10 protein-coding genes are annotated in these 12,789 nt (G+C 70.9%); 7 read left to right on the plus strand and 3 right to left on the minus strand.

What is annotated here, in order from left to right:
* The first annotated feature begins 168 nt into the window (after positions 1-168).
* The 5 genes from ACOADB_RS18060 to ACOADB_RS18080 all read left to right on the plus strand — a co-directional run bounded on the left by ACOADB_RS18060 (position 169) and on the right by ACOADB_RS18080 (position 6,762).
* Positions 169-306 (plus strand): hypothetical protein, encoded by a 138-nt coding sequence (locus ACOADB_RS18060; protein WP_378601485.1) that lies wholly within the window; start codon positions 169-171, stop codon positions 304-306.
* A 176-nt stretch (positions 307-482) separates the two neighbouring features.
* Positions 483-1,037, plus strand: coding sequence for a YceI family protein (locus tag ACOADB_RS18065; RefSeq protein ID WP_378601487.1), 555 nt, complete (start codon positions 483-485; stop codon positions 1,035-1,037).
* Between the two features lie 169 nt (positions 1,038-1,206).
* A complete protein-coding gene (locus tag ACOADB_RS18070) occupies positions 1,207-4,623 on the plus strand; it encodes a pyruvate carboxylase (protein ID WP_378601489.1) in 3,417 nt (1,138 codons plus the stop codon).
* Positions 4,624-4,677: 54 nt separating this feature from the next.
* Complete coding sequence (locus ACOADB_RS18075; RefSeq protein WP_378601491.1) at positions 4,678-5,601, plus strand: GNAT family N-acetyltransferase; 924 nt, start codon at positions 4,678-4,680, stop codon at positions 5,599-5,601.
* Between the two features lie 30 nt (positions 5,602-5,631).
* Positions 5,632-6,762, plus strand: coding sequence for a serine/threonine-protein kinase (locus ACOADB_RS18080; protein WP_378601493.1), 1,131 nt, complete (start codon positions 5,632-5,634; stop codon positions 6,760-6,762).
* A gap of 2 nt (positions 6,763-6,764) precedes the next feature.
* Here ACOADB_RS18080 and ACOADB_RS18085 read toward each other — a convergent pair whose 3' ends face one another.
* Positions 6,765-8,102, minus strand: a complete 1,338-nt coding sequence (locus tag ACOADB_RS18085; RefSeq protein WP_378601495.1) for a hypothetical protein — start codon at positions 8,100-8,102, stop codon at positions 6,765-6,767.
* Between the two features lie 105 nt (positions 8,103-8,207).
* Here ACOADB_RS18085 and ACOADB_RS18090 point away from each other — a divergent pair, with 105 nt between their 5' ends.
* Together ACOADB_RS18090 and ACOADB_RS18095 are read left to right on the plus strand one after the other, a co-directional pair.
* Entirely contained in the window at positions 8,208-8,777 is a 570-nt protein-coding gene (locus ACOADB_RS18090; RefSeq protein WP_378601497.1) for a SigE family RNA polymerase sigma factor, read from the plus strand.
* Positions 8,770-9,873, plus strand: coding sequence for a hypothetical protein (locus tag ACOADB_RS18095; protein ID WP_378601499.1), 1,104 nt, complete (start codon positions 8,770-8,772; stop codon positions 9,871-9,873). Before ACOADB_RS18090 ends, ACOADB_RS18095 begins: the two co-directional genes overlap by 8 nt.
* Positions 9,874-9,928: 55 nt before the next feature.
* Here the strand turns inward: ACOADB_RS18095 and ACOADB_RS18100 are convergent, their stop codons facing one another.
* A complete protein-coding gene (locus ACOADB_RS18100) occupies positions 9,929-10,735 on the minus strand; it encodes a PadR family transcriptional regulator (protein ID WP_378601501.1) in 807 nt (268 codons plus the stop codon).
* A 131-nt stretch (positions 10,736-10,866) separates the two neighbouring features.
* Positions 10,867-12,789: M3 family metallopeptidase (locus tag ACOADB_RS18105; protein WP_378601503.1), on the minus strand; the 1,923-nt coding region annotated here is incomplete at its 5' end.

Below are 12,789 nucleotides of genomic sequence, written 5' to 3' on the forward strand. Positions count from 1 at the left end.
TGGCCTGAGTGACCACCGTCACTGGCTCGGGAAATGGAGGGTCGACGCCCGCTGGAACGAGCGATCCGGCCCTCGGGTGGAGCAGGTCGGGTCCATTTCCTGCGTTTTCCGGGTTCAAGGTGGAGGACGTGCTATCTTGGTGAACACAAGGTGAACAGGAGGTGTCCCATGACCAACACCGAGACGACGTCCAGGCTCGAGATGCGCTGGGTACCCGTGACGGCAGCCGACGGCCGCACCCGCATGGAAGCGGTGTGGATCGAGGTCGGCCAGCCCGCCATCGCGCACAGTCACGCTGCCGCCTGACCCAGACCCGAGGAAGCCGCCCCCGCCCAGGGGGCGGCTTCCTGCTTTTTGTGGGGCTGATCGAGGGCGGCGCTTGTGGCAACGTGACCCAGGTCACCCCTTGCGAGGGAATGGTTGACATGTCACCATTGGTTCAAGTCATTGATACTTCAACTACTCGACCCCAGGAGCCCTTCATGACCGACAACGCAGCCCTCTCCGACATCACCGGCGACTACACGCTCGACCCGGCGCACAGCCGCCTCGGCTTCGTGGCCCGCCACGCTGTCGTCACCAAGGTCCGCGGCCAGTTCGGCGACTGGTCCGCCACCGCCCACATCGACACCGCGACGCCGGCCAACTCCTCGGTGACGGTCACCATCAACGCCGGCAGCGTCAGCACCGGCAACGCCGACCGCGACGGCCACCTCTCCTCCCCCGACTTCTTCGACGTCGCCACGTTCCCCGAGTGGAAGTTCGTCTCGACCGACGTCTCCCGCGACGGCACCGACTGGGCCGTCACCGGCGACCTGACCATCAAGGACGTCACCAAGCCGGTCACCATCAACTTCGAGGAGAACGGCTCGGCCAAGGACCCGTTCGGCAACATCCGCGTGGGCTTCGAGGGCGACGTCACCGTCAACCGCAAGGACTGGGGCCTGACCTGGAACGCCGCGCTCGAGACCGGCGGCGTGCTCGTCTCCGAGAAGATCAAGCTCGAGTTCGACATCTCGGCGATCAAGAACGCCTGAGCACAGCTGCAGCCCAACCCACCGGGGCGAGTCCGCAAGGACCTGCCCCGGTGGGTTTTTGCTGCTCCGGAGTACGGACAGCCCCACGCGGTGACGGCACGCGCGAATAATCTTGCGCCGTCCGGGACCACCCTGCGCCCGGGCGCCTCTTCCTCACCACGGGAGTCCCATGTTCACCAAGGTCCTCGTTGCCAACCGCGGCGAAATCGCGATCCGCGCCTTCCGCGCCGCCCACGAGATCGGCGCCCGTACGGTCGCCGTGTTCCCGCACGAGGACCGGTGGAGTGAGCACCGGCTCCGCGCGGACGAGGCCTACGAGATCGGCGAGCGCGGCCATCCGGTCCGCACGTACCTGGATCCCGACGCCATCGTCGCGGCGGCGCTGGCCTGTGGCGCCGACGCCATCTACCCGGGCTACGGCTTCCTGTCGGAGAACCCGGCCCTGGCCGAGGCATGTGTGGACGCCGGCATCACCTTCGTGGGGCCTTCGGCCGAGGTCCTGACCCTGACCGGCAACAAGGCGCGGGCGATCGCGGCGGCAAGGGCGGCGGGGGTGCCGACCCTGCAGTCGGTCGACCCGTCGACCGATGTCGACGCACTCCTGGCGGCCGCCGAGGCGATCCCGGCGCCGCTGTTCGTCAAGGCCGTCGCTGGTGGTGGCGGGCGCGGCATGCGTCGGGTCGACGACCGGGCACAGCTGCGCGAGGCGATCGAGACGTGCATGCGCGAGGGCGAGGGCGCCTTCGGTGACCCGACCGTGTTCATCGAGCAGGCCGTGGTCGATCCGCGCCACATCGAGGTGCAGGTCCTCGCCGACGGGACGGGCAGCGCCGACGGGGTGATCCACCTCTTCGAACGCGACTGCTCGGTGCAGCGACGCCACCAGAAGGTCGTCGAGATCGCGCCGGCGCCGAACCTCGACCCCGCGATCCGTGACCGGATGTGTGCCGATGCCGTCCGGTTCGCCCGCGAGATCGGCTACCGGAACGCCGGCACGGTCGAGTTCCTCCTCGACCCCGACGGCAACTACGTGTTCATCGAGATGAACCCGCGCATCCAGGTCGAGCACACGGTGACCGAGGAGGTCACCGACGTCGACCTGGTCCAGTCCCAGCTGCGGATCGCGGCAGGCGCGACGCTCGCCGACCTCGGGCTCACCCAGGACTCCATCCGGCTGCGCGGCGCGGCCCTGCAGTGCCGGATCACCACCGAGGACCCCGCCAACGGGTTCCGTCCCGACACCGGCAAGATCACGACCTACCGCTCACCGGGCGGACCGGGCGTGCGGCTCGACGGCGGTACGACCTACACCGGTGCCGAGGTGTCCGCCCACTTCGACTCGATGCTCGCCAAGCTGACGTGTCGTGGACGCACCTTCGAGAAGGCCGTCGAGAAGGCCCGGCGCGCGCTGGCGGAGTTCAAGATCAGCGGCGTCTCCACCAACATCGCCTTCCTCGAGGCCGTGCTGCGGGACCCGGACTTCGCGTCCGGGCACGTCACCACCTCGTTCATCGAGACCCACCCGTGGCTGCTGGCGACCCGTGCGTCGGGCGACCAGGGCAGCAAGCTGCTCGCCTATCTCGCGGACGTCACCGTCAACCAGCCGTACGGCGCAGCGCGGGCCTCCTCCGACGACTGGGTCGACCCGGTCGCCAAGCTCCCGGCGATCGACCTGTCGACCCCGCCGCCCGCTGGCAGCCGGCAGCAGCTGCTCGCCGCCGGACCGGAGCAGTTCGCCCGCGACCTGCGGGCCCGCACCACCGTCGCGGTCACCGACACGACCTTCCGCGACGCCCACCAGTCCCTGCTCGCCACCCGGGTGCGGACCATCGACCTGCTCGGTGTCGGCGGGCACGTCGCCCGGTTGACACCCGAGCTGTGGTCGCTCGAGTGCTGGGGCGGGGCGACGTACGACGTCGCACTGCGCTTCCTCGCCGAGGACCCGTGGGAGCGGCTGGCCGCCCTGCGCGAGACGGTGCCCAACATCTGCCTGCAGATGCTGCTCCGCGGCCGCAACACGGTCGGCTACACGCCGTACCCGGAGGCAGTGACGCAGGCGTTCGTGACCGAGGCCGCCGAGACCGGCATCGACGTCTTCCGGATCTTCGACGCCCTCAACGACGTCGACCAGATGCGCCCCGCGATCGAGGCGGTACGCGCAACCGGCACCACGGTCGCCGAGGTCGCCCTCTGCTACACCGGCGACCTGTCCTCGCCGGACGAGAAGCTCTACACGCTCGACTACTACCTGCGCCTGGCCGAACAGATCGTCGACGCCGGCGCGCACGTGCTCGCGATCAAGGACATGGCCGGACTGCTCCGCGCTCCCGCTGCCCGGACCCTGGTCACCGCCCTGCGCAACGAGTTCGACCTGCCCGTGCACCTGCACACCCACGACACCCCGGGCGGCCAGCTGGCCACCCTGCTCGCCGCCATCGAGGCCGAGGTCGACGCGGTCGACGCGGCGTGTGCCTCCATGTCGGGCACGACCTCGCAACCGGCGCTCTCCGCCCTGGTCGCCACCACCGACCACTCCGACCGCGAGACCGGGCTGTCCCTGGACAACGTCAACGCCCTCGAGCCCTACTGGGAGGCCACCCGCCGGCTCTACGCCCCGTTCGAGTCGGGGCTGCCGGCGCCCACCGGCCGCGTCTACACCCACGAGATCCCCGGCGGCCAGCTCTCCAACCTGCGCCAGCAGGCGATCGCGCTCGGCCTCGGCGAGAAGTTCGAACAGGTCGAGGACATGTACGCCGCCGCCAACCGGATCCTCGGCAACGTCCCGAAGGTCACCCCGTCGTCCAAGGTCATCGGCGACCTCGCCCTTGCCCTCGTCGGAGCCGGCGCCAGCCCCGAGGCCTTCGAGGCCGACCCCGGGAAGTTCGACATCCCCGACTCCGTCATCGGGTTCCTCAACGGAGAGCTCGGTGACCCGCCCGGAGGATGGCCCGAGCCGTTCCGCACCAAGGCGCTGTCGGGCCGCACGTGGAAGGCACCCGAGCCGACCCTCACGTTCCAGCAGCAGGACGCGCTCGCGACCGGCGATCACTTCGGTCGCCGTCGTACCCTCAACCAGCTGTTGTTCCCCGGCCCGACCCGCGACTTCGACGAGTCACGCCAGGCCCACGGCGACGTGTCGGTGCTGCCGACCCGCGACTACCTCTACGGGCTCAGCCAGGGCGAGGAGCACGAAGTCGTCCTCGGCGAGGGCGTCAAGCTGCTCCTCGGGCTCGAAGCCATCGGCGAACCCGACGAGCGTGGCTTCCGCACCGTCATGTGCACCATCAACGGACAGCTGCGGCCGGTCAGCGTGCGCGACCGGTCCGTCGCCGCCGAGGTCGCCACCGCCGAGAAGGCGGACAGCACGAAGGCCGGCCACGTCGCGGCCCCCTTCCAGGGAGCAGTGACCCCGACCGTCGCAGTCGGCGACACGGTGCAGGCAGGCGAGGTCGTCGCGACGATCGAGGCGATGAAGATGGAGGCCTCGATCACCGCACCGGTCAGCGGAGTCGTCCAGCGGCTCGCCTTCACCGGCACGAAGCCGGTCGACGGCGGCGACCTGGTCCTCGAGCTGGCTCCGGCCTGACCTGGTGCGGGAAATGCGGTGCGCCTCCGGCGACGGATCGGCGAGACTCCCGGGGTGCCAGAACCTGCTCTCCCTCCCGGCCTCACCACCCGCCCGCTGGTCCCGAGTGACGCCCGCGCCGTCTTCGAGCTGATCGCCGAGCAGGAACGCGCCGACGTCGGCGTCGCCGAGATCGAGGAGGACGACCTCGTCAGCGAGTGGCAGCAACCGTCGTACGACCTCGCCGGCAACTCGATCGGCGTCCTCGACGGCGAGCAGGTCGTCGCGTACGTCGAGTACATGGGCGAGGAGCGGTACGACGCCGCCGTACTGCCGTCCCACCGCGGACGCGGGATCGGCACCTGGCTCGCCGCGTGGGTGCAGGACCTGGCCCGCAGCCGCGGCGCCGCGATGCTCGGCATGCCCGTGCCGCAGGGCTCGGCGGGCGACCACCTCCTCACCGCTCTCGGGTACGACGTCCGGTGGACCAGCTGGGTGCTGCGACTGCCCGAGGGGGCGAGTGTCGGGGAGCGCCCGTTGCCTGACGGCTACGTGCTGCGGGAGGCGACGCCGGCTGATCACGAGCAGGTGTGGACGGTGACCGAGGACGCCTTCCTCGAATGGGCGGTCCGCGCACGTACGTCCTTCGAGGACTTCGCGGCGCGGGTCTGGCAGCGGCCCGGCTTCGAACCGTGGCACCTGCAGGTCGTCACTGCTCCGGACGAGCAGGTCGTGGCCGTGGCCAACGCGTGGAACGCGCCGACCGACGACGGCGTCGACACCTACGTGTCGAAGCTGGCCGTGGCCGCCTCGCACCGCAACCTGGGCCTGGCGCAGGCGCTCCTGGTGGCCGTCTTCACTGCCGGTCGGGAACGTGGCGCGACCTCGTCCAGCCTCTCCACGGACTCCCGCACCGGGGCGCTGTCGTTGTACGAGAAGGTCGGCATGCGACCGGCGTCCGTGTGGCTGCACCGGGCGATCCCGCTCGGCGAGGAGTGAACGCGCTCCGCGCTGGATAGGCTCCCTGCCATGGGTGAGGTCTTCGCGGGACGCTACGAGCTGCTCGACCCCATCGCCACCGGTGGCATGGGAACGGTGTGGCGCGTCCTGGACCGCACGGCCGGTGAGGTCAAGGCCGCCAAGATGCTGCGCCAGACCGACGCCGCGATGCTGCTGCGATTCGTGCGCGAGCAGTCCGTGCGGATCGACCACACGCACGTCGTGACCCCGCAGTCGTGGGCCGGCGTCGACGACCGGGTGCTCTTCACGATGCCGCTGGTCCGTGGCGGCTCGGTCTCGAACCTGACCCGGCGCAACGGCGGCCGCCTGCCCCCGCGCTGGATCGCCGTGCTCACCGACCAGACCCTGCAGGCCCTCGAGGCCGTGCATGCCGCGGGCATCGTGCACCGCGACATCAAGCCCGGCAACCTGCTGCTCGAACCCACCGGACGCACCCGGCCGCACCTGCGCCTGACCGACTTCGGCATCGCCGTCCCCAGCGACGAACCGCGACTGACCCACGTCGCGATGGTGATCGGCACGCCGGGCTACATGGCGCCCGAGCAGTACCGCGGCTCGGACCCCGACCCGAGCGCCGACATCTACGCCCTCGGTGTCGTCGTCCTCGAGATGCTCACCGGCCACCGCCCGCCGAGCGACGGCGAGCCACCGGCGATCGACGTGGGTGCGCTCCGCAACGGCAACCCCGAGCACGATGCGATCCTCGACGTGGTCGAGGCCGCGACGTCGTACGACGCCCTGGCCCGCCCGAGCGCGGCGGCACTGCGCGCCCACCCGGCCCTCCAGTCCCTCGCCGCGCGCTGGGACGACCCGGCGTTGCTGGACGACCTGGAGGTGCCGGACGAGTACCCGACGCCCACGCCGGACATCTCCGCGACCAACCTGCCCACGACGTCGTACCCACCGCCGCCCCCGCCGCCGGGCTACAGCCCGCCGCCCTCGACGCCGCCCTCTACGCCGCCTTCTACGCCGCCGATCGGCACCGCGGTGCTGCCGCCGCACCCGGCCGCAGCGCCCACCCGGCTCGACGCGCCCCGCCCGCAGCACGGCGCCCGGACGGGTCCGCCGGTCGACGCGTTCGTGCTGCTCGGCCTCGGTCTCGTGGGCCTGGTCGTCGCGCTGATCCTGCTGCTGGGCTGACGTCAGCGGCGGGAGCGGAGGCGCAGCAGACCGCCAGCCAGGCAGGCGAGGCTCGCTGCGCCCAGGCCGAGTCCGGCCAGGTGGCGGCCGTTGAGCCAGCTGTCGGAGTCGTCGCCGTCGACCACCGGGTTGCCCGAGGCGGCAGCGGAGAACGTGTCGTCGGCGACGAGGAACGGCTTGTCCGGGGAGTAGCCGTCGACGTTGGTCGACTTGTCGTGGGAGACCGCCACACCGTCGTACGTCGGCGCATCGGCACCGCTGCTCTCGACGACGAACGTGATCGTCACCGGGATGTCGACGGGGTCGCGGCCCTCGGCGGCTGCCTCGGTCGCCAGCGAGATCCAGTAGTCGCCGGGGAGGCGGCCGTTCGCGCGCCGGACGGGGAAGCCGGCGGCGAGGAGCTGGTCGGTCTCGCCTGTCTCGCTGGCCTTGTACTCGCCGGTGGCGGAGTCCTCGCGCTCGGTGTTGACGTAGCGGAACCGACCACGCAGCGGGTCGATGAAGTGCAGGGTCAAGTCCGGGCCGCTGTAGGCGAAGTCCTCGGCGTGCTCCTTCGAGGCAGCCGGTACGTCGACGCGGACCACCGGAAGGTCGCCCCAGGTGAGGGGGACCCGCCAGAGCAGCTCGGTCCCCTCCTTGATGGTCGTCTCGATCGTGACCGTGCCCGAGCGCGCGTCGACCCGGGGTGCGTCGTCGAAGGACGCTGCGCCCGGCTCGTCGGTGGTGCCGACCGGCTCGGGGACGTCGTACGCCGGCTTCTCGTCGGGCTCGATGCCGCCGGCGTCGGAGACCGGCGCCTCCTCGACGACCTTGATGACGTACGGCAGGTCGTCGGGGCTGCTCGAGGAGCGGCTCACGGCGATGACGACCGTGTCGGCGGCGCGGCAGGTGTCGCCCGTGCTGCTGTCCTCGTCGCCAATGGTCACCCGGTTGCCGACCACGGCGTGCGGAAAGGCGTAGTCGGTCGAGTCGGTCTCGTCGCCGCAGCTGGTGAGGTCGGTGCTGCCCTCGGTCCGGACGCCCGCGTTGACGCGGATGCCGTCGCTGGTCGTGCCCTGCGGCGCACCGAGCACGCCGACGTGGACGGTGCTCTCGTTGATCCGCCGCTGGTAGCTGAAGTACTGCGGGAACTCCGGTGCGAGCGTGGCCTTCCACAGGCCGGGTGCGAGCGGGGTCGGCTCGGCGGGGCTGGTGCTCGGCGTGCCGGACAGCTTCGCGCCACCCAGGTCGACGGGATCGGACGGCGCCAGGGCCGACGCGGCGCCGTACCCGGTCGTCAGCGTCAGCCAGGACAGGCACACGACGCCGACGAAGGCGGCGGGAAGTCGACGGGAGAACACGGAGGGAGCCTATCCGCGCAAAGACCTCGCGAATCACCCCAACCGAAGTGGGGTGCCAAAGCGTCTGGTTGATGGACTACACCTGAGGACGAGGAAAGGGACTCCATGGCGCGCAACGCTTCTCGGGCACCGACGGAGGACGAGTTCGTCGAACTCGTCCACGCCGCCTGGCCGTCGCTCTATCGCATCGGCCTGCTGCTGGTCGGGGAACACGCGCTCGCCGAGGACCTCGTCCAGACGGCCCTCGCGAAGACCTACGCCCACTGGCACAAGGTGCGCGAACCCGCGGCCGCACGGGCCTACGCACGACGGATCATGGTCAACACGGCCACCAGCTGGTTCCGTCGCCGCAGCTTCGGGGAGCGACCGACCGAGGAGCTCCCCGACCGGCCGGCCGCCGGAGCGACCGACGAACACAGCGATCGGATCGACCAGATCGACATGGTCGCAGCGCTGGCCCAGTTGGCGCCGCGCCAGCGCGCGGTCGTCGTCCTTCGCTTCTACGAAGACCTCAGCGTGCGAGAGACCGCCGCCGCCCTCGGGGTCACCGACGGCACCGTCAAGAGCCAGACGTCGCTCGCGCTGGAGCGACTCCGCACGATCCTGGGCGACGAGGTCGCCCTGCCGGCCGATGCGCCGACCACCACGTACTCCACCGGAGGTGCCCATGCCTGACCAGCTCAGCGACCTGCTGCACCGCAGCGTCGATGACGCTCCCGTGCCCCACCCTGCGGCCTACGACATCCTCACTGCCGGCCAAGGCCTGCGCCGACGGCGCCGGGTGGCGACCGGCCTGGCCGTCACCGTGGCCGTCGTCGCTGCTGGCGTCGGGGGTGCCCTCGTCGTCGATGTCGCTGGTACGACCGAGTCCCGCGACTTCGACATCGCCGACCACGGGAAGGTCAGCGACGCCGCCGCCCAGCAGGCCTACGACACGTGGGGAGCCTGGGCAGCGGAGGGCACCGTCACCATCGGTGAGACCGTCGTCGACCTCCCCGGCGTGACCAACCTCGCCCAGACCTCGGCGGGCGTCGTTGCCCAGACCGACGACCAGCAGGGCGGAGCGTCCTTCGTCCTGGTCCGGCCGGACGGATCGACGGAGAAGCTGTCCATCCCGGCCGACGTCCAGCACGTCGATGGCGACCTCAACGCGACGCGGGTCGCCTGGCTCGATCCGGGGGCCGCGTCGGTCGAGGTCCATGTGTGGGACGTCGCGGCGGACCGAGAAGTGGGCAGCATCTCCCAGCCCGTGCAGGGCGACGGCCCCGACTCCAATGGGCAGTTCATCGCTGTCGCCAAACTCGACGGGGACCACGTCTACTTCGGAGCAGGCAACGACATCACCTTCCGGGTGAACTGGCGCGCCGGCGCCGTCGCGGCCATCGACCACCTGCCGCTGTCGGTGCACCACGACCTCGCGACGACACAGGACGGCGACGGCTGGGTCATCCGCGACATGGCCAGCGACCGCGTCGTACGCCGGCTCGAGGGCGACCTGTTGAACCCGTCCCTCTCTCCGGACGGGACCCGGGTCCTGGTGGTGGACATCGCCGGCGCGACACCGGTCGCGGCGATCGAGACGATCGCGGGCGAGCGTTCGATGGACCTGGCGGAGGTCGAGACCATTGCCGTCTGGACCCGGGCCGGCAACGTGCTGTCGCTCGTCGAGGGCGGAGTCCAGCTCTGCGCCAGCGACGGCTCCTGCGAGGGCAAGTCCGTGGAAGCCCCTGGCGGTTTCGTGTTGCTGGCCGACTTCCTCAACGTGGGCTGAGGCCGTACGACGACAGCCCCCGCCGTACTGGCAGGGGCTGTCGCGTTGGTGACACTCAGGCGTCGGTGTCGTCGTCCTCGGCGTCGTCCCCGGCGTTGTCCGCGAGGTCGGCCTCGGGACCGGCGGCGAGGATGCCGTAGAGCCCCTTGCGGGCCTCGACGAGTACGTCGACGGCGGCCCGGCGCTGGGCGTCGGAACCGGCGCTGACGATCTGCCAGACCGCACCCATCACCTGTCCGATCTCGGACTTGAGGTCGGCGTGGCCGCCGGTGCCCGCGGCGCGAGCACCCTCGGCACGTTCCCGGCTCCGGTCGAAGGGCACCCAGACCGCGGCGAGCTCATCGGCGTGCTCGGCACACCAGGCCGCTCCCTTGGCGGTCAGCCGCAGCGAGCGGCGGCCCTGGGCGTCGTCGAGCTCGACGAGCTCCTCGTCCTGGAGCTGCTGCACGTGGGGGTAGACCGAGCCGGGGCTCGGCTTCCACGCGCCACCGCTGCGCTCGGTGATCTGCTGGATCACCTGGTAGCCGTTCGGCGACTCCTCCCGCTCGTTCGCGGTGCGGAGCACGTCGAGGATCGCGGAGCGGACGTCGCCGCGGCGGACCCGCGGACCGCGGGCGCCCTCGGGGCGACCCTGGCCGAAGAGACCGGCCAGCCACGGAGGGGGCACGCCCGGGCCGTGGCTGTGGCCACCGCGTCCGGGCTCGCCCCACTGGGCCCAGCCACCCCAGGGACCGCCCCAGGGACCGCCGCCGGGGCCGAAGCTGCCCCGACCGCGACGCTGGAAGCCGCGGGGTTCTCCGCGTCCGAACGGGTCGCGGTCATCGGATGAATCGAAGTTCTGCTGAAAGTTGTGGCGTCCCATGGTGGGGACCTCCTCTGTATCGGGCGGGGCGATCGGCCCCTGGTTCGTGACTATCGCGTGATGGTTCGTGTTGCTATCGCGATATATCGCAAGCGTACGCCGACGAAACTCCCGACACAAGACCCCTTGCGTCAGCGCGCCAGCCAGGCGGCGTACGTGTCGAACGAGAACGGCCGGCCGAGGAAGTCGGCGACCAGGTCGGCGGCATCGCCGGCACCACCCGGGACGAGGATCCGGTCGCGGTAACGGGTGGCGGCCCCGGTCGCGAACACGTCGGTCTCGTCGAACGCGCTGAACATGTCCTTCGCGATCACCAGCGACCACATGTAGGTGTAGTAGCCCGAGCTGTAGCCGCCGAGGTGCCCGAAGCTCGCGAACATGTGGGTGCCGGGGAGGTACGGCAGGGCGGCGTACTTCTCCTGCAGCTCGACCATCCGGGCGGTGAGGTCGGGGACCTCGGCGCGGGCCCGGTCGGCGTGGAACCAGTACGACATCGCGGCGTAGAACATCTGCGTGCGCGCGAAGATCCCCTTGCCGTAGTCGTCGGCGTCGCGCATCGCGGTGACGAGGTCCGCCGGGATCGGCTCACCGTCGGCACTGGTCGCGAACGTCTGCAGGACGTCGGCGTGCCACGCCCACTCCTCCAGCATCTGGCTCGGCGCCTCGACGAAGTCCCACTCGGTCGCCACGCCGGCGAACCGGAACCAGTCACCGTGGCCTGCCAGCACGTGGTGCAGCAGGTGGCCGAACTCGTGGAAGAGGGTGACGACGTGGTCGTGCTCCATCAGGCCGCGCGCGAAGTTGCAGACCAGGACGCCCTCGGGCGCCTGTTCCCCTTCCACGCCGTCGACGAGGGTGAACTGCGCCGCGTGCTTGTACTTGCCGTCGCGCGGGTGGAGGTCGAGGTAGATCCGCCCGATGGGCTCCCCGGCGGTCGAGGTGGAGACGTCGTACGCCGTCACCTCCTCGTGCCACACGGGTACGTCGACCTGCTCGTAGCGCAGCCCGAAGAGCCGGCCGGTCACGTCGAGCAGCCCCTGGCGGACCTTGCCGAAGTCGAAGTAGGTGCGCACCCGCTGGGAGTCGACGTCGTACTTCTCGGCCCGGACGAGCTCGGCGTAGTAGTTGTAGTCGTAGCCGGGGACGACGGTGGCGTCGGGGAAGTCGCGGCGGTACCGCTCGAGCAGCTGCCCGAGGTCGCGCTGCATCGGCTCCTCGGCAGCGGCGGCGATCTTGTCAATGAACTCCGGGATCGCCGGTCCCGTGCGGATCATCTTCACGTCGGCGTCGTACGACGGCCAGTCGGCGTAGCCGACGGTGGTGGCGAGCTCGTGGCGCAGGCTGAACAACTCGTCGAGGAGCGCTTCAGTCGTCGGCCAGCCACGCTCCTGGAACGCGATGGTGATGTCGCGGCGGACGTCCTGGTCGTGCGCGAACATCCGTACTGGAACGGAGTCGGGGTAGTCGGTGGTGACCGTGACGAGGCCTTCCTCGTCGGCCGGATGCGCCTCGAGCCAGTCCGCCGGCATCCCGTCGAGCTGGTCCGGCGCGACCTGGATGGTGCGCACGTCGTCGCGGATGACGCGGCTGAACTCCTGGTCGAGCTCGGTGATCCGTTCACGGATGGCCGAGATCCGGTCGCGCGTCGCCTCGTCCTTGTCGACGCCGGAGCGGCGGAAGTCGGCGCGCACCTTCGCGAGCAGCCGCGCGGCCAGCGGGTCGTCCGCGACCGCGCTGTCCTCGATGGCCGCGAAGACGTCGTACAACTCTCGGTCCAGGCTCCACCGGGTCCCGACCCGCGAGGCCTCCTGCTCGGCGTTGTCCGCCAGCTCCCGGACCTCCTCGGAGGGGTGCACGTTGCCGAACAGCGAGCCGACCGCCGCGACGTTGCCGAGGTGCCCACCCGCCCGGTCCCACTGCCGCAGCACCGCGACCGGATCGGCCGGCGGGTCGGTGCGCAGTCCCTCGACCAGCCCGGTCGCCAGCGCCAGCTCGGACGCTGCCCGATCGCGGATCCACGCCGGCCAGGCGTCGGGCGAGGTCGGCAGGGCGAG

The sequence above is a fragment of the Nocardioides sp. CPCC 206348 genome (assembly GCF_048654705.1).
Classification (GTDB): Bacteria; Actinomycetota; Actinomycetes; order Propionibacteriales; family Nocardioidaceae; genus Nocardioides.

Bases quoted from the DNA above. Each gene is read 5' to 3' on its own strand.
- ACOADB_RS18060 (WP_378601485.1), top strand. From the start codon at position 169: ATGACCAACACCGAGACGACGTCCAGGCTCGAGATGCGCTGGGTACCC.
- ACOADB_RS18065 (WP_378601487.1), top strand. From the start codon at position 483: ATGACCGACAACGCAGCCCTCTCCGACATCACCGGCGACTACACGCTC.
- ACOADB_RS18070 (WP_378601489.1), top strand. From the start codon at position 1,207: ATGTTCACCAAGGTCCTCGTTGCCAACCGCGGCGAAATCGCGATCCGC.
- ACOADB_RS18080 (WP_378601493.1), top strand. From the start codon at position 5,632: ATGGGTGAGGTCTTCGCGGGACGCTACGAGCTGCTCGACCCCATCGCC.
- ACOADB_RS18090 (WP_378601497.1), top strand. From the start codon at position 8,208: ATGGCGCGCAACGCTTCTCGGGCACCGACGGAGGACGAGTTCGTCGAA.
- ACOADB_RS18095 (WP_378601499.1), top strand. From the start codon at position 8,770: ATGCCTGACCAGCTCAGCGACCTGCTGCACCGCAGCGTCGATGACGCT.
- ACOADB_RS18100 (WP_378601501.1), bottom strand. From the start codon at position 10,735: ATGGGACGCCACAACTTTCAGCAGAACTTCGATTCATCCGATGACCGC.